At 73.2% G+C, this 16,123-nt stretch carries 14 protein-coding genes; 11 read left to right on the top strand and 3 right to left on the bottom strand.

Annotated elements, in window-relative coordinates:
* Window positions 1-138 precede the first annotated feature (138 nt).
* Window positions 139-1,902, top strand: a complete 1,764-nt coding sequence (locus tag ACFY93_RS22865; protein ID WP_391361981.1) for a hypothetical protein — start codon at window positions 139-141, stop codon at window positions 1,900-1,902.
* A 37-nt stretch (window positions 1,903-1,939) separates the two neighbouring features.
* Here the strand turns inward: ACFY93_RS22865 and ACFY93_RS22860 are convergent, their stop codons facing one another.
* Complete coding sequence (locus ACFY93_RS22860; RefSeq protein ID WP_391361978.1) at window positions 1,940-2,812, bottom strand: hypothetical protein; 873 nt, start codon at window positions 2,810-2,812, stop codon at window positions 1,940-1,942.
* A gap of 109 nt (window positions 2,813-2,921) precedes the next feature.
* Between ACFY93_RS22860 and ACFY93_RS22855 the strand changes: the two genes are divergently transcribed.
* The 4 genes from ACFY93_RS22855 (at window position 2,922) to ilvD (ending at window position 7,425) form a co-directional block, all read left to right on the top strand.
* Window positions 2,922-3,854, top strand: coding sequence for a Ppx/GppA family phosphatase (locus ACFY93_RS22855; protein WP_391361976.1), 933 nt, complete (start codon window positions 2,922-2,924; stop codon window positions 3,852-3,854).
* 73 nt (window positions 3,855-3,927) lie between these two features.
* On the top strand, window positions 3,928-4,752 hold the full coding sequence (locus tag ACFY93_RS22850; RefSeq protein ID WP_391361974.1) for a TIM barrel protein: 825 nt from the start codon (window positions 3,928-3,930) through the stop codon (window positions 4,750-4,752).
* On the top strand, window positions 4,749-5,378 hold the full coding sequence (locus tag ACFY93_RS22845) for a TetR family transcriptional regulator (RefSeq protein WP_391361971.1): 630 nt from the start codon (window positions 4,749-4,751) through the stop codon (window positions 5,376-5,378). Before ACFY93_RS22850 ends, ACFY93_RS22845 begins: the two co-directional genes overlap by 4 nt.
* 193 nt (window positions 5,379-5,571) lie before the next feature.
* Complete coding sequence (gene ilvD / locus ACFY93_RS22840) at window positions 5,572-7,425, top strand: dihydroxy-acid dehydratase (protein ID WP_391361968.1); 1,854 nt, start codon at window positions 5,572-5,574, stop codon at window positions 7,423-7,425.
* Between the two features lie 80 nt (window positions 7,426-7,505).
* On the opposite strand, the gene ACFY93_RS22835 is transcribed toward ilvD, so the two are convergent.
* Complete coding sequence (locus ACFY93_RS22835; protein ID WP_391361966.1) at window positions 7,506-9,797, bottom strand: PQQ-binding-like beta-propeller repeat protein; 2,292 nt, start codon at window positions 9,795-9,797, stop codon at window positions 7,506-7,508.
* A 146-nt stretch (window positions 9,798-9,943) separates the two neighbouring features.
* On the opposite strand from ACFY93_RS22835, the gene ACFY93_RS22830 reads away from it, so the two are divergent.
* The 6 genes from ACFY93_RS22830 (at window position 9,944) to proC (ending at window position 14,340) form a co-directional block, all read left to right on the top strand.
* The gene (locus ACFY93_RS22830; RefSeq protein ID WP_391361963.1) at window positions 9,944-10,264 is read left to right on the top strand and encodes a peptidase; all 321 of its coding nucleotides are present in this window, start codon (window positions 9,944-9,946) and stop codon (window positions 10,262-10,264) included.
* A gap of 71 nt (window positions 10,265-10,335) precedes the next feature.
* Window positions 10,336-10,869, top strand: coding sequence for an EamA/RhaT family transporter (locus tag ACFY93_RS22825; protein WP_391361960.1), 534 nt, complete (start codon window positions 10,336-10,338; stop codon window positions 10,867-10,869).
* 70 nt (window positions 10,870-10,939) lie between these two features.
* The gene (locus ACFY93_RS22820) at window positions 10,940-11,758 is read left to right on the top strand and encodes a methyltransferase domain-containing protein (RefSeq protein WP_391361957.1); all 819 of its coding nucleotides are present in this window, start codon (window positions 10,940-10,942) and stop codon (window positions 11,756-11,758) included.
* Between the two features lie 50 nt (window positions 11,759-11,808).
* On the top strand, window positions 11,809-12,687 hold the full coding sequence (locus ACFY93_RS22815; protein WP_391362301.1) for an ATP-binding cassette domain-containing protein: 879 nt from the start codon (window positions 11,809-11,811) through the stop codon (window positions 12,685-12,687).
* Window positions 12,684-13,421 (top strand): ABC transporter permease, encoded by a 738-nt coding sequence (locus ACFY93_RS22810; RefSeq protein ID WP_391361954.1) that lies wholly within the window; start codon window positions 12,684-12,686, stop codon window positions 13,419-13,421. The genes ACFY93_RS22815 and ACFY93_RS22810 overlap by 4 nt, the downstream gene beginning before the upstream one ends.
* A 109-nt stretch (window positions 13,422-13,530) precedes the next feature.
* On the top strand, window positions 13,531-14,340 hold the full coding sequence (gene proC / locus ACFY93_RS22805; RefSeq protein ID WP_391361951.1) for a pyrroline-5-carboxylate reductase: 810 nt from the start codon (window positions 13,531-13,533) through the stop codon (window positions 14,338-14,340).
* Between the two features lie 82 nt (window positions 14,341-14,422).
* Here proC and trpS read toward each other — a convergent pair whose 3' ends face one another.
* Window positions 14,423-15,421 carry a tryptophan--tRNA ligase gene (gene trpS, locus ACFY93_RS22800; RefSeq protein ID WP_391361948.1) on the bottom strand — a complete coding sequence of 333 codons (999 nt, stop codon included), beginning with the start codon at window positions 15,419-15,421 and terminating at the stop codon, window positions 14,423-14,425.
* Window positions 15,422-16,123: the final 702 nt, after the last annotated feature.

Here is a 16,123-nt window from a genome sequence, read left to right as displayed (position 1 = left end):
CCTTTAGCGTCCCCGGTGCGGGTGAGGGCGAGGGAATCGGGGGCCGCTGTCCCCGTATGAGGGATCGTTTCACCCGTATGGATTAAATGTGCGCAAGGCGCGGGAAGGGGCCGCCGTCGGGCGCCTACGGTCGCACGGGTGATGAGCAGCAGTCCGCAGACCTCCACGCACCCAACCGGCGCACACCGGGCGCACGCGGACGCGCACGAGCGGGTGGCCGCGCCCCGCGGCGCGTCGGCCGGCACCCTGGTCCAGCATCCTCCCGCGTGCTACGAGCCGTACCTCGACGGGCTGTTCACCTACTGTCTGTCCGTCCTGTGCGACCACGAGGCGGCGACCGCCGCGCTCGGCGACGCCCTGTCCCTCGCCGAGCGGCGCGGCAGCCGCGGCCCGGACGCCGACGACGACCGCAGGGCCTGGCTGTACGCGCTGGCCCGCTGGTCGTGTCTGCGCGGGCTCGCCGAGGCGCGACGCGGCCGCCAGGCGGCGCACGGCCGGCGCGCGGCCCCGAGGAGCGCGAAGGCCGCCCGGGGCGTCCGCGGTGGTCCGGCCGCCCGCACGGCGGCCCACGCCGCCGACCGCCGCGCGGCCCAGGCCCTGAGCGCCGCCCCGGTCCCCGAGGAGGTCCGGGACCGGCGCCGCCGCGAACTCGCCCTGCTCGCGTGGCCGGAGGCCGCCGGCACCACCCCCGAGCAGCGCGAGGCGCTCGAACTCGCCGTGCGCCACCAGCTCGCCGCCCACGAGGTCGCCGCCGTCCTCGGCATGCCCCTGGCCGCCGCGCGCGAACTCCTCGCCTCCGCCGCCTGCGAGGTGGAGCGCACCCGCGCCGCCCTCGCCGTGGTGGAGACCGGCGCCTGCCCGAGCGTGGCCCGTCTCACCGGCGACCACCAGCTCGTCCTCAGCACCGCCCTGCGCCGCGAACTGGTCCGGCACGTCGACGACTGCCCCCGCTGCCGCCGCACCGCCGAGCGCGCCGTCCCCGGCAGCTGGCCCGGCACCAGCGTCACCCCCGCCGCGCTCCCCGTGCTGGCGGCCCCGCGCGCGGCACTGCACGGCGCGATGGCGTGCGTCCCGCGTGCGCGGGGTGCCGTCCCGCGGTTCGACCGGCGCGGTTTCCCGATGGACCCCAAGGACCGGGCGGCGCGCCGCGACCGGCTGCGCGCGCGTGCCGTCACCACGACCGTCGTCGCCACCGTGGTCGCGGCACCCGTACTGGCCCTCTGGGCGGCCTACCGCGGCGCTCCGCTCACCGGCGAGGGCACCGACGGCCGCCCGGTGACCGCGAGCGAGGCGCACGGGACCGACGGCGCCGACGGCGAACCGGCCGGCGGGTACGAGAACGCGGGCAACGCCAGCGCGCGGCCGGACACCCGCTTCGGCAAGGGCCCCCACGGGGCCGACGTCTCCGTGGAGGTCGTCGGCGCCGCGGGCAGGGGCCGGTTGTCGGTGACGGCCGGGAACGCCGGGGACACCACCCTCGTCACGCTGACCGCGGCGGGCGGTTCGCCGGTCCGCTGGTCGGTGCGCACCGGCGCGGACTGGCTCTACCTCAGCCGGTCCCAGGGCACCCTGAAGCCGGGCGACTCCCTGACCGTGAAGGTGTACGTGGACCATCTGCGCCAGCCGGCCGGCCCGTGGAGCGCGCGTCTGCGCGTCGCGCCGACGGACGACGTGATCACCATCCGCGGGTACGGGCACGCCGGGCCCTCCGCCCCCGGACCCCGCCCCACGGCGGGCACACCCACCCCCTCGGAACCCCGCCCCACCCCGAGCGGTCCCACCCCGTCGGCCTCCGATCCGGCGTCCGGCGGCCCGGCCACACCCGGCCCCACCCCCTCGCACCCGGCGCCGGCCGACCCGGGAACCTCCGCACCGCCGCAGGGCGGCCCGGACCCGTCCTGAATCCCCTGCCGCTCCCGCTCCCCTCCCGCTCCCGGTGTCAGCCGACCGGGTCGGCGGGGTGCGGGGCCAGCAGCGGCAGCTGCGAGGACAGCCGCTCCTCGCACAGCTCCGCCAGCCGGTCGTACCCCTCCTTGCCCATCAGCTCGACCAGCTCGGGCCGGTAGGAGACGTACACCGGGTCACCGGCGCCGTGCGCCGAGGTCGCCGAGGTGCACCACCAGTGCAGGTCGTGGCCGCCGGGCCCCCATCCCCTGCGGTCGTACTCGCCGATGGAGATCTGCAGCACCCGGGTGTCGTCGGGCCGGTCGATCCACTCGTACGTCCGCCGCACGGGAAGCTGCCAGCAGACGTCCGGCTTGGTCTCCAGCGGTTCGCGGCCCTCCCGCAGCGCGAGGATGTGCAGCGAGCACCCGGCGCCGCCCGCGAAACCGGGACGGTTCTGGAAGATGCACGAGCCCTTGTACGGGCGGGTCTGCCGCTCGCCGTCCTCGTCCTCGGAGACCCAGCCGGTCTTCGTGCCCACGGCGTGGTGCTGCCAGATGTCGGGCGTGAGCCTCGCCACATGGCCGGCGACCCGCTTCTCGTCGTCCTCGTCGGAGAAGTGCGCGCCCAGCGTGCAGCAGCCGTCGTCGGCCCGGCCCGCCTGGATGCCCTGGCAGCCGCTTCCGAAGACGCAGTTCCAGCGCGAGGTCAGCCAGGTCAGGTCGCAGCGGAAGACCTGCTCGTCGTCGGCGGGGTCGGGGAACTCCACCCAGGCGCGGGCGAAGTCGAGCCCCTTCTCGTCGTCGGGCTTCGGGGACTTCCGCGGCTTCACCGGCTTCTCGTACTTCTTGGGCGTGACGGCCTTCTGCGCAGAACTCTCGGACGACTTGACGAATTCGTCCCGGTTTGCCTTTTTCGTCTTTGGCACCCGTCCAGGGTAAGTCGCCGGAGGCCACGGTGGGGACGGCCGCCGCGGACCGGGACGAGACTCCCGGCGGGCCCCCGGGAGACGCCGTCCGGGCAGTAGCTTTTCCCGCATGAGACTCGGTGTCCTCGATGTGGGTTCGAACACGGTGCATCTGCTGGTGGTGGACGCACACCCCGGCGCGTGCCCGCTGCCCGCGCACTCGCACAAGGTGGAGCTGCGGCTCGCCCAACTCCTCGACGCGGACGGAGCGATCGGCCCCGAGGGGATCGAGAGACTGATATCCGTGGTCCAGGAGGCGCTGGAGGCCGCCGAGGACAAGGGCGTCGAGGAACTGCTGCCGTTCGCCACCTCGGCCGTGCGCGACGCGGGCAACGCGGACGACGTACTGGCCCGGGTCAAGGCGGGGACCGGCGTCGAGCTCCAGGTGCTGGCCGGCCCGGAGGAGGCCCGCCTCACGTTCCTCGCCGCCCGCCGCTGGTTCGGCTGGTCGGCCGGGAGGCTGCTCGTCCTGGACATCGGCGGCGGCTCCCTGGAGGTCGCCTACGGGATGGACGAGGAGCCGGACGCCGCCGTGTCGCTGCCGCTGGGCGCCGGACGGCTGACGGCGGGCTGGCTGCCGACCGACCCCGCCGACCCGGGCGACGTGAAGGCGCTGCGCCGCCACGTGCGGACCGAGATCGCCCGTACGGTCGGGGAGTTCGCCCGGTTCGGGGCGCCGGACCACGTGGTCGCCACGTCCAAGACCTTCCGGCAGCTCGCCCGGCTCACCGGCGCCGCGCGTTCCACCGAGGGCCCCTACGTCCTGCGCGAGCTCAAGCGGAAGTCCCTGGAGGACTGGGTCCCCCGGCTCGCCGCGATGACCCACGCCGAACGCGCCGAACTCCCCGGGGTCTCCGAGGGCCGCGCCGGCCAGCTCCTCGCGGGCGCGCTGGTCGCGGAGGCCGCGCTGGACCTGCTCGGCGTCGATTCCGTGGAGATCTGCCCCTGGGCCCTCAGAGAGGGCGTGATCCTGCGCCGCCTGGACCACATGCCCACGACGTGACCGCACCCCGCGGCCCCGCCCGCCGGGGCCCCGTGCCGGGGACCGCGGGCCCGCCGGAGATACCCTGTGCCTCGTGGCAGAACCAGTCGTGCGCATCCCGGATGCGAAGGTCGCGCTGTCCACGGCGTCCGTGTACCCGGAGTCGACGGCGACGGCCTTCGAGATCGCCGCGCGCCTCGGATACGACGGCGTCGAGGTCATGGTGTGGACCGACCCGGTCAGCCAGGACATCGAGGCGCTGCGCAGACTCAGCGACCACCACCGCATGCCGATCCTCGCCGTGCACGCCCCGTGCCTGCTCATCACCCAGCGCGTCTGGTCGACCGACCCGTGGACCAAGCTCACGCGCGCCCAGGCGGCCGCCGAGAAGCTCGGCGCGGGCACGGTCGTCGTCCACCCCCCGTTCCGCTGGCAGCGCCAGTACGCGCGCGACTTCGTCGCCGGGATCTGGCGGATGGCGAACGAGACGGACGTGCGGTTCGCGGTCGAGAACATGTACCCCTGGCGCTACCGCGACCGCGAGATGCTCGCGTACGCCCCGGACTGGGACGTCACCAAGGAGGACTACCGGCACTTCACGGTGGACCTCAGCCACACCGCGACCGCCCGCACGGACGCACTCGACATGATCGGCCGCATGGGCGACCGCCTCGGCCATATCCACCTCGCCGACGGCAACGGCTCCAACAAGGACGAGCACCTCGTCCCCGGCCGGGGCACGCAGCCCTGCGCCGAGCTGCTGGAGGGGCTCGCGGCCACCGGCTTCGACGGCCACGTCGTCATCGAGGTCAACACCCGCCGGGCCATGTCCAGCGCCGAACGAGAGGCCGACCTCGCGGAGGCCCTGGCCTTCACCCGGCTGCACCTCGCCTCGGCGGCCCGGGTGCGCCGCCCGTGACGGCGGCCGCTCCCGCGCCCCGCACGCCCCGCCGCAGGGGACGGCCCTCGCGCACGCAGACGGAGACGGGCCCGGCCACCCGGGACCGCATCCTGGAGGCGGCCCGCGAGGAGTTCTCCGAGCGGGGCTACGAGAAGACGTCCGTACGCGGCATCGCCAAGACCGCCGGGGTCGACTCCGCGCTGGTGCACCACTACTTCGGCACCAAGGAGCAGGTTTTCGAGGCGGCCATCGAGGTCGCCTTCGCCCCCGCCCTGGACGCCCCGGCCGCCCTCGAGGAGGGCCCGCTCGACGGGGTGGGCGAGCGCCTGACCAGGTTCATCCTCGGCATCTGGGAGAACCCGGCGACCCGTACGCCACTGCTCGCGATCGTCCGCTCGGCGGTGAACAACGAGACCGCAGCCGCCGTCTTCCGCCGGCTCGTCGCCGCCCAGCTGCTGCGCCGCATCGCCGGGGCACTGGACGTCCCGGACGGCGAGCTGCGCGCCGAGCTCGCGGCGGCCCAGCTCGTCGGGATCGCGATGCTCCGGTACGTGATCAAGGTCGAGCCCCTGGCGTCGGCGGACCCCGAGCAGATCGTCCGCCGGGTGGCACCCGTCGTCCAGGCCCACCTGACGGGCCACTGAGGGGTGCGGAGGGGCCGGTGACCGGGCCGCGACACGCCGTGGGCCGGTCGGCTGCCGGCCCACCGGAACCCGACCGGCCGCCGACCGGCCGTTGACCGAGACACGCGTCCCGCATGCCGGACACCCTGTCCGGATCCTGGAGCACCGGCGTAGGCTCGACGGGAGTCACAACTCTCCGAAGGAGCGAGCGACGATGCCCGAGCTGAGGTCCCGCACAGTCACCCACGGCCGCAACATGGCGGGCGCCCGCGCCCTGATGCGCGCCTCCGGTGTACCCGGTGCGGACATCGGGCGGAAGCCGATCATCGCGGTGGCGAACTCGTTCACGGAGTTCGTGCCCGGCCACACCCACCTCCAGCCGGTCGGCCGGATCGTGAGCGAGGCCATCACCGCCGCCGGGGCCATCCCGCGCGAGTTCAACACGATCGCGGTCGACGACGGCATCGCGATGGGCCACGGCGGCATGCTGTACAGCCTGCCCTCCCGCGACCTGATCGCCGACAGCGTCGAGTACATGGTCGAGGCGCACTGCGCCGACGCCCTGATCTGCATCTCGAACTGCGACAAGATCACCCCGGGCATGCTGATGGCGGCGCTGCGCCTGAACATCCCGACCGTCTTCGTCTCCGGCGGCCCGATGGAGTCCGGCCGGGCGACCCTCGTCGACGGCACGGTCCGCACGCTCGACCTGGTCGACGCGATCTCGGACGCGGTCAACGACAAGATCTCCGACGAGGACATCCTCCGTATCGAGGAGAACGCCTGCCCGACCTGCGGCAGCTGTTCCGGCATGTTCACCGCCAACTCGATGAACTGCCTGACCGAGGCCATCGGCCTGTCCCTGCCGGGCAACGGCTCGGTCCTCGCCACGCACACCGCCCGCAAGGGACTGTACGAGGACGCGGCCCGCGCGGTCGTCGACATCACCCGGCGCTACTACGAGCAGGACGACGAGACGGTCCTGCCCCGCAACATCGCCACCCTCGCGGCCTTCGAGAACGCCATGGCCCTGGACATCGCGATGGGCGGCTCGACCAACACGATCCTGCACCTGCTGGCCGCCGCCCAGGAGGCGGGCGTCCCCTTCGGCCTGGACGAGATCAACGAGGTCTCCCGCCGCGTGCCCTGCCTCGCCAAGGTGGCCCCGAACGTCGCCAAGGACCGCACGTACTACATGGAGGACGTGCACCGCGCCGGCGGCATCCCCGCCCTTCTCGGCGAACTGCACCGCGCGGGCCTGCTCAACGAGGACGTGCACTCCGTGCACAGCCCGTCCCTCGCGGACTGGCTCAAGACCTGGGACGTGCGGGCCGGCTCCCCCTCTCCCGAGGCGGTCGAGCTCTGGCACGCGGCGCCCGGCTGCAAGCGCTCCGCCGAGGCGTTCTCCCAGTCCGAGCGCTGGGAGGCGCTCGACGACGACGCCGAGGGCGGCTGCATCCGCTCCGCGGAGCACGCCTACTCCAAGGACGGCGGCCTCGCCGTCCTCAAGGGCAACCTCGCCGTCGACGGCTGCGTCGTGAAGACGGCCGGCGTCGACGAGTCCATCTGGACCTTCGAGGGCCCCGCGGTGGTCTGCGAGTCCCAGGAGGAGGCCGTCGAGAAGATCCTCAACAAGCGGATCACGCACGGCGACGTCGTCGTCATCCGCTACGAGGGTCCCAAGGGCGGCCCCGGAATGCAGGAGATGCTCTACCCGACCTCGTTCCTCAAGGGCCGGGGCCTCGGCAAGACCTGCGCGCTCGTCACCGACGGCCGCTTCTCCGGCGGCACCTCGGGCCTGTCCATCGGCCACGCCTCCCCGGAGGCGGCGTCCGGCGGCACGATCGCCCTCGTCCGCGACGGCGACCGCATCCGCATCGACATCCCGGGCCGCACCATCGAGCTCCTCGTCGGCGAGCAGGAGCTGGCCGCCCGCCGCGAGGCCCTGAACGGCGTCTACGCCCCCGCCGCCCGCGACCGCAAGGTCTCGGCGGCCCTCCGCGCCTACGCCGCGATGGCCACCAGCGCGGACAAGGGCGCCGTCCGCGACGTCTCCAAGCTCGGCTGAATCACGCCGCTCCGGCCGCGGGCCGCTCCCCACCGGGGGGCGGCCCGCGGCCGTTCACCACCGGGGCGGCCCGGAGCCGTTCACCAGCTCTCGGGCCGCCGTGCGTCGACCGCGAACAGTGTGCCGTCGGGAGCGGACGCGTAGACCTTCCCGCCGGCGGCGACCGGCGCGGGAAGCGCGTTGACCAGCGAGCCCCGCCCGCCACCCGGCCGCGCCTTCGTCTGCCCCAGCAGCTCGCCGTGGACGGCGTCGACGGCCAGGAGACGCCCGTCCCCGGACGCGAGATACAGGCGCCGCCCCACGGCCACCGGCGCGGACGCCCAGGCGACGGACGTCTCCGCCCGCCAGGTCTGCGCCGCCTTCCCGGTGTCCACCGCCACCAGCGCGCCTCCGTCGGCCAGCAGGTACACCGTGTCGCCGCGCACCACCGCCTGCGCCCCCGGAAGCGGGAAACGCAGCGGCACCCGACGGGCCTCCCGCCGCGCGACGTCGTAGCGCACGACCGCCTCGGTGAAGGTGTCCGCGGCGGCCGAACCGAACCAGACCATCCCGTCGTGGGCGCCGAGGATGCTCAGCGTCCCCGCCAGCCGCCGCTGCCACCGGGTGCCCCCGGTCTCCGGGTCCACCGCCGTCACCAGCGTCCCCTCGCCGGCCGGGGCCACGGCGTACGCGAGCCCGTCGCCGTACGAGAAGAAGCTCGGCAGCGCCTGCCCGTCGATCGCGTGGTGCCACTTCTCCTCGCCCGTCCGCGCGTCCAGCGCGGTGACCTCGGAGTCGGCGCCGGTGAGCAGGACGACACCGCCGGCATGGGCGACACGGCCCGCGTAACGGCCGATGTCCCGGCTCCACCGGGTCGCGCCCGTGCCGGGCTCCAGGGCTGTCAGCCGCTTGCCGCCCCTGGTGACGACCTGGAGGAGCCCGCCCGACAGCACCGGCGCGGCCGTCACGTCCGTGCCCCGGCCTCCCGCGTCGCCCCGCGCCCACAGCACGTCACCGTCGGCCGGATCGACCGCGGCGGCCAGCAGCCCGGGCCGGGCGCAGTACAGGACGCGGGAGGCGTACGTGCAGTGCGGCTGGCCGGTGGCCTTCGTACCGGCCGCGCTCGGCGCGACGTCCCACGGCCGGAAGACACCGGCCGCGCTCCGGGCGGAGCCCCGCTCCGGCGCGGGCCCCCGCGACCCGCCGAACGAGGCGAACGCGCCCGCGCCCAGGGCGAGCACCGCGACGGCGGTGGCGACCGGGACCCAGCGGCGCCGGCCACGGGTCCTCCCGGCGGGCGAACCGGGCGACGGGTCCACGCCGTCCACGCCGTCCTCGCTGTTCTCGCCGCCCTTGCCGCCCTTGCCGCCCTCGCCGCCCTCGCCGCCCTTGCCGCCCTCGCCGTCCTGGCCGCTCTCGTGCGCGCCGTCACCGCCGTCGGCCCGGCCGCCGTCCTGCTCGTGGGGGCCACCGTCCCGCCGCTTCGAGACGTGCGTCGTCGCGGACCGCGCCGCCGAAGCGTCCGGACCGCGCTGCGCCGGGACGAACGCCTGGGTGTCGTACGAGGCGGACACCGACCGCAGCGCCGACATCACCTCGTCCGGCGTCGGCCGGTCCTCGGGCTCCTTGGCCAGACAGCGGGCCACCAGATCGGCCAGCTCGTCCGGCACCCCTGTCAAGTCCGGCTCGTCGTGCACGACCTGATAGGCGACCAGATACGGACTGTCGGAGTCGAACGGCCCGCTGCCGGTGGCGGCGTGCACGATCACCGAACCCAGCGCGAAGACGTCGGCCGCCGGACCGACCTGACGCGGCCTGCGGAACTGCTCCGGAGCCATGAAGGGCGGCGTGCCGATCAACCGCCCCGTCTCCGTGCGCAGTTCACTGTCCGAGGGCCGCGAGATGCCGAAGTCGATGACTTTCGGCCCGTCGTCGGCCAGCAGGACGTTGCTCGGCTTGAGGTCGCGGTGCACGACACCGACGCGGTGTATGTCGCGCAGCCCCTCGGCGAGCCCCGCCATCAGGTGACGCAGCCGCGCCGGGGGCAGGGCGCCGTTCCGCTTCACATGCTGGGCCAGTGTCGGGCCCGGTATGAACAGGGTCGCCATCCACGGGCGAGCGGCCTCGGGATCGGCGTCCACGACGGGTGCGGTGAAGGCGCCGCTCACCCGGCGCGCGGCAGCGACCTCCTGCCGGAACCGCCCTCTGAACTCGGGGTCCTGCGCCAGCTCGGCGTGCACGACCTTGACCGCGAGCCGCAGCCCCGAGGCCGACCGGGCCAGATGCACGATGCCCATGCCACCGGAGCCCAGCTCGGCCTCCAGCACGTACTGCCCGGCATAACGCGGTCGTTCCGCTTCCGGGTCCGTACCGGCGCTGCGCTGTGGCGGCATCACTCACCCCCGTGTGAACGTCCCCATGCGCGACGCGCAGAGCCTAGTCGATGCTTAGTGCGAAACCCCTGCGGCTTGCTAGCCTGCGCGCCCAGCGACATTTTGGCGTGAACCGATCACGCGAACCGATCACGGGGGAGGCCGGTATGGCCACGGAGGACATTGAGATCGCGGAGGCGGGGGAGACGGCGGACGCCGAGTCCCTGAGCACGTCGGCCATCCGCACCTACCCGGTGGCACCGGGCTACAGCCTCAACATCCGCAGCGGCCCGGGGACGCACTACAGGATCCTGGGCATCCTGCCCGCCGGCTCCAGCGTCCCGGTCAGGTGCCAGTGCCCGGGGGAGTCCGTGAGCGGCCCCTACGGCACGTCGGACATCTGGGACAACATCGCCAACGGAAAGTTCGTCGCCGACGCCTACGTGAAGACGGGCAGCGACGGCTACATCGCCCCGCGCTGCGGCTGAGCCGACCGCGGAGAGCACGGGGGGGGCACGGAGGATACGGGGCGCGGGGGCCGCGGAGCGATAATCGTCGTGTGAGCGACGAGACCGAGACCCCCGCGAGCCCTCTGTCCGAGACCCCCGCGGGCCGCCCGTCAGAGACCCCGGCGGGCCCCCGGCCCGAGCCCATCCGCTTCTTCGGGACGACCTGGGTGGAGCACGACGGGGGCTACGCGGGCCGGCGGGCCGCCGTCGCAGCGGGCTCACTGGCCGCCGCGGCCGCCGCCTGCCTCGTGCTCCGCTTCGCCTACCAGGGGCTGCGGATCGCGGACGTCGGCAGCGCCGTGGCGGTGTTGGTCGTGGTGATGTTCGCCGTGTGCAGCGCGCTCGCGTTCCGCCACACCTGGGATTCGTTCGGCAGGCGGCCCGACCCCGAGCGGCAGGCTTCCCTGCGCGGCCTGCTGGCCATCGGCTTCATCGGCTCCCTCCTCGCGTACTTCTTCCGCTCCCTCACCGAGGCCCCGGGGGAGGCGCTCCATCGCGAGGAGTACCGCGTGGCCCGCGAGAACCACGAGCGCCGCACGTCCCGCCGCACCAAGAACCCCTCCCGCAAACGCCGCAAGCGCTGAGGGGAGCGCGCCGCGTGCCGCGGTGCGTTATCCCCTGGTCCGTGCCTCCCGCGCTCGCCACCATGGGCGCATGACGACGACCGACTCCCCTCACGCCGACTCCCCTCACGCCGACTCCTCCCGCACCCACTCCGCCCGCGCCCACTCCTTCAACGCCGCCGCGGCCCAGTACGCCGCGAACCGCCCCTCCTATCCGCCCGCCCTCTTCGACGCCGTCGAGGAACTCGGCGGCCGTCCGCTGACCGGCGCCCGGGCCGTCGACGTCGGCGCGGGTACGGGCATCGCGACCGCTCTGCTGCGCGAGCGGGGCGCGGAGGTGATCGCCGTGGAGCCGGGCGAGGGCATGGCGGCCCAGTTCCGCCGAAGCCTCCCGGGCGTGCCGATCGTGCGCGGCAGCGGTGACCGCCTCCCGCTGGCCGACGCGAGCGCCGACTTCCTCACGTACGCGCAGGCCTGGCACTGGACCGAGCCCGCCCGCTCCGTCCCGGAGACGATGCGCGTGCTGCGGCCGGGCGGCGCGCTCGCCCTCTGGTGGAACACGGACGCCATGGACGTCCCCTGGATCGCCGCCCAGTCGGAGCGCGTCAACCGGCACTTCGACGGCGAGCACACCGGCAAGCAGGGCGCGTCGCGCTCCCCGGCCGAACTCGCCTTCGCCGGCGCCCCGTACGTCCCCCACCCCACCGAACGGCGGGTGCGCTGGAGCCGCACGGTCCCCGTCGACACCCACCTCGCGAACATCGCCAGCCACTCGATCTTCCTCGTCGCGGGCAAGGAGCGCACGGCCGCCTTCGTCGCCGAGGAGCGCGCCCAACTCCTGGGGACCTTCCCGGGCGGGCTCGTGGAGGAGGTCTACGACGTGATCCTCGTCGTGGCCCGCAGGCCGTGATCCACCGGGCTTGACGGACGGCCCGCGGGTGGAGTCATAATCATCACGTGATGAATATAAGCGCCCCTTCACCCGACGGGGGCCCCGCCGTACGCGCCGAGGGCCTGACCGTCGTACGCGGCAACCGCACCGTCCTGCGCGGCCTCGACTTCGCCGTCCCGCGCGGACAGATCACCGGCCTGCTCGGCCCCTCCGGCTGCGGCAAGTCGACCCTGATGCGCGCCACCGTCGGCACCCAGGCCAAGGTCTCGGGCACCCTCGAAGTCCTCGGCCGCCCCGCCGGCGACCCCGCGCTCCGCTCGCGCATCGGCTACGTCACCCAGGCCCCCTCCGTCTACGACGACCTGTCCGTCCGGCAGAACCTGGAGTACTTCGCCGCCGTCCTCGACCCCGGCCGGGCAGCCGCCGGACGCCGCCACGAGCACGTCACCCGGGCCATCGCCGACGTCGACCTCACCTCGCACGCCGACGCCCTCGCGGGCAACCTCTCCGGCGGACAGCGCAACCGCGTCTCCCTCGCCGTCGCCCTGCTCGGCAGCCCCGAACTGCTCGTGCTCGACGAACCCACCGTCGGTCTCGACCCCGTGCTCCGCCGCGACCTGTGGAACCTCTTCCACTCCATCGCGGCCGACCGTGGCGCCACGCTCCTCGTCTCCTCACACGTCATGGACGAGGCCGAGCGCTGCCACCGCCTGCTCCTGATGCGCGAGGGCCGGATCCTCGCCGACGACACCCCGGACGCCCTGCGCGACAGCACCGGCTCGGACACCGTCGAGGCCGCCTTCCTCCGCCTGGTCGACGAGGCGGTGGCCGCCGGAAGCACAGGAAGTGGGGGAAGCACCGGAAACACCGGAAGCGCCGAGGACCCCGGGCAGTCCGGCGGCCTACGGAACGCCGGGGACGAGACCCGCGAGGAGAACGCCCGATGAACCTCTCCCGGACCACCGCCACCGCGAGCCGCGTCCTGCGCCAGCTCCGCCACGATCCGCGCACCATCGCACTGATGCTTCTCATCCCGTGCCTGATGCTCCTGCTGCTCCGCTACGTCTTCGACGGCAGCCCGCGCACCTTCGACTCCATCGGAGCGTCGCTCCTCGGCATCTTCCCGCTGATCACGATGTTCCTGGTCACGTCCATCGCGACCTTGCGCGAGCGCACCTCCGGCACCCTCGAACGCCTGCTCGCCATGCCCCTCGGCAAGGGCGACCTCATCGCCGGGTACGCCCTCGCCTTCGGGGCCCTCGCCATCGTCCAGTCCGCGTTCGCCACGGGCCTCGCCGTCTGGTTCCTCGGGCTCGACGTCATCGGCTCACCCTGGCTGCTGCTCCTGGTCGCCCTCCTCGACGCGCTGCTCGGCACCGCCCTCGGCCTCTTCGTCTCCGCCTTCGCGGCCTCCGAGTTCCAGGCCGTCCAGTTCATGCCGGCGGTGATCTTCCCCCAGCTCCTCCTGTGCGGACTGTTCACCGCCCGCTCCCACATGCACCCCGCCCTCGAGGCCATCTCCGACGTCCTGCCCATGTCGTACGCCGTCGACGGCATGAACGAGGTCCTCAGGCACACCGAGATGACCGGCACCTTCGTCCGCGACGTCCTGATCGTCGCCGGATGCGCCCTCCTCGTTCTCACCCTGGGCGCCGCGACCCTGCGCCGCCGCACCGTCTGACCCGACGCCGGCCGGTGTGACCGTTCATCCAGCGGACACCCCGGCCCCGCCGGACCCCCCGGTGCGACGATGGACCCCGGACGACGCATCTCTCGGAGGGCACCCGCACATGACGCAGAAAGTCGCAGTCCTCGGCACCGGCAAGATCGGCGAAGCCCTGCTCAGCGGAGTGATTCGGTCCGGTTGGGCCCCCGCCGACCTCCTGGTCACGGCCCGCCGCCCGGAGCGCGCCAAGGAACTCCAGCAGCGCTACGGCGTCACACCGGTGACCAACGCCGAGGCGGCCAAGACCGCCGACACCCTGATCCTGACCGTCAAGCCGCAGGACATGGGCACCCTTCTCGACGAGCTCGTCCCCCACACCCCCACCGACCGCCTGATCATCAGCGGTGCGGCGGGCATCCCGACCTCCTACTTCGAGGAGCGCCTCGCCCCGGGGACCCCCGTCGTCCGGGTCATGACGAACACCCCCGCCCTCGTGGACGAGGCGATGTCCGTCATCTCCGCCGGCAGCCACGCCACCGGCGCCCACCTCGCCCACGCCGAGGAGATCTTCGGCGCCGTCGGCAAGACCCTCCGCGTGCCCGAGTCCCAGCAGGACGCCTGTACCGCCCTCTCCGGATCGGGGCCCGCGTACTTCTTCTACCTGGTCGAGGCGATGACGGACGCGGGCATCCTGCTCGGTCTGCCCCGCGACAAGGCCCACGAACTCATCGTCCAGTCCGCGATCGGCGCCGCCGTGATGCTCCGCGACAGCGGCGAACACCCCGTGAAGCTCCGCGAGAACGTCACGTCCCCCGCGGGCACCACGATCAACGCCATCCGCGAACTCGAGAACCACGGGGTACGGGCCGCGCTCATCGCCGCCCTGGAGGCGGCCCGCGACCGCAGCCGCGAACTCGCCTCCGGCAACAGCTAGCAGCACCGGCCGTGCGTGAGCCGCGCCGGGGCGGCGGGCCGGGGGCCGGGGGGCCGGGCCGCACCCGGCTCCCCGTCACCGCTCACCCCGCCGGCAGCAGCCCGATCGCGGCGTACGCCTCGTCGACCGTCGGCCGCGCCGTCTTCCTGGCCTTCTCCGCGCCCTGCCGCAGCACGTCCTCCACGTACGCCGGATCGGCGCACAGCTCCTTGTGCCGCTGCTGCACGGGCCGGAGCACTTCGACCACCGCGTCGGCGACGTCCTTCTTCAGAGCCCCGTACGAGGCGTACGTACCGCTCAGCGCCTCCGGGTCCCCGCCGCCGCAGGCCGCCAGGATCTCCAGCAGATTGGCCACCCCGGGGCCGGCCTCCCTGTCGTAGACGACGTCCCGCCCGCTGTCCGTCACCGCCCGCATGACCTTCTTCCGGATCACGTCCGGCTCGTCGAGCAGATAGACGATCCCGGGCCCGACGTCCTCCGACTTGCCCATCTTCGACGTGGGCTCCTGAAGGTTCATGACCCGCGCGGCAACCGCGGGCCGGGTGGCCCGCGGCACCACGAACGTGTGCCCGTACCGCTGGTTGAACCGCACCGCCAGATCCCGCGCCAGTTCCACGTGCTGCGCCTGGTCGTCGCCGACCGGCACCTCGTCGGTCCCGTACGCGAGGATGTCCGCCGCCATCAGCACCGGATACGTCAGCAGCGACAGCCGGACGCTCCCGCCCCGCTCCCGCTCACGCGCCGACTTCTCCTTGTACTGGATCATCCGCCGCATCTCGCCGTCGGTCGCGACGCACTCCAGCAGATACGACAGCCGGGCATGCTCGTCCACATGGCTCTGCACGAACACGGTGCACAGCCGTGGATCCAGTCCCGACGCCAGCAGCAGCGTCGCGGCCTGCCTGCTGAGTCTCCGCACCCGCGCCGGGTCGTGGTCCACCGTGAGCGCGTGCAGGTCGACGACACAGAACAGCGCGTCGGCCCGGCGCTGGTCGACGTCGGCCCACCGCCGCACGGCCCCCAGATAGTTCCCCAGCGTCAGATGCCCGGTCGGCTTGACCCCGCTGAAGATGCGCGTCATCTCTCCACCTCCTGGTCGAGGCCGCCGCACCGGGCGGCCGGCTCTCCGGGAGGGAGACACAAGAACGGCCGCCGAGGCGGCGGCCGTTGAGTACATACGTGAGTACGGCCGCCGTCAGGCGGCCCACCACAGCTGGGTGCACGTACGCGTAGTCATGGGATCCAGCCTACGCCTCCCGGGGGGCAGCGCGGAGTGAAGTTGACACGCCCCTGCCCGCTCCGTAATGTTCTCCGGGCTGTCCGACGTGAGCGCCGACTCCGGTCGGTCCCCGGACAGTCATTCTGCAGCAAGCACTCCACGCACGTCGACTCTTCGTCGGCTTGTTTTGGCGCGCGTTTGCGAAATGAGGAATCGGCGTTCGAAAGGACGCCGGCCCCGATTAGCTCGGGGCTCGGGATTCCGCTAAAGTCTCACTCGTCGGAACGGCCCAACAGCCGCGACGACAAACCCCCTGACTGGGAATCAGGCCCGAAAGGATCTGATAGAGTCGGAACCGCCGGAAAGGGAAACGCGAAAGCGAGAACCTGGAAAGCACCGAGGAAATCGGACACGAAAGAGTCTGATAGAGTCGGAAACGCAAGACAGCAAGACCGAAGGGAAGCGCCCGGAGGAAAGCCCGAGAGGGTGAGTACAAAGGAAGCGTCCGTTCCTTGAGAACTCAACAGCGTGCCAAAAATCAACGCCAGATATGTTGATACCCCG

Origin of the sequence: Streptomyces sp. NPDC008313 (assembly GCF_042956125.1) — a bacterium.
Classification (GTDB): Bacteria; Actinomycetota; Actinomycetes; order Streptomycetales; family Streptomycetaceae; genus Streptomyces.
This window is presented reverse-complemented; position numbering and strand designations above follow the sequence as displayed.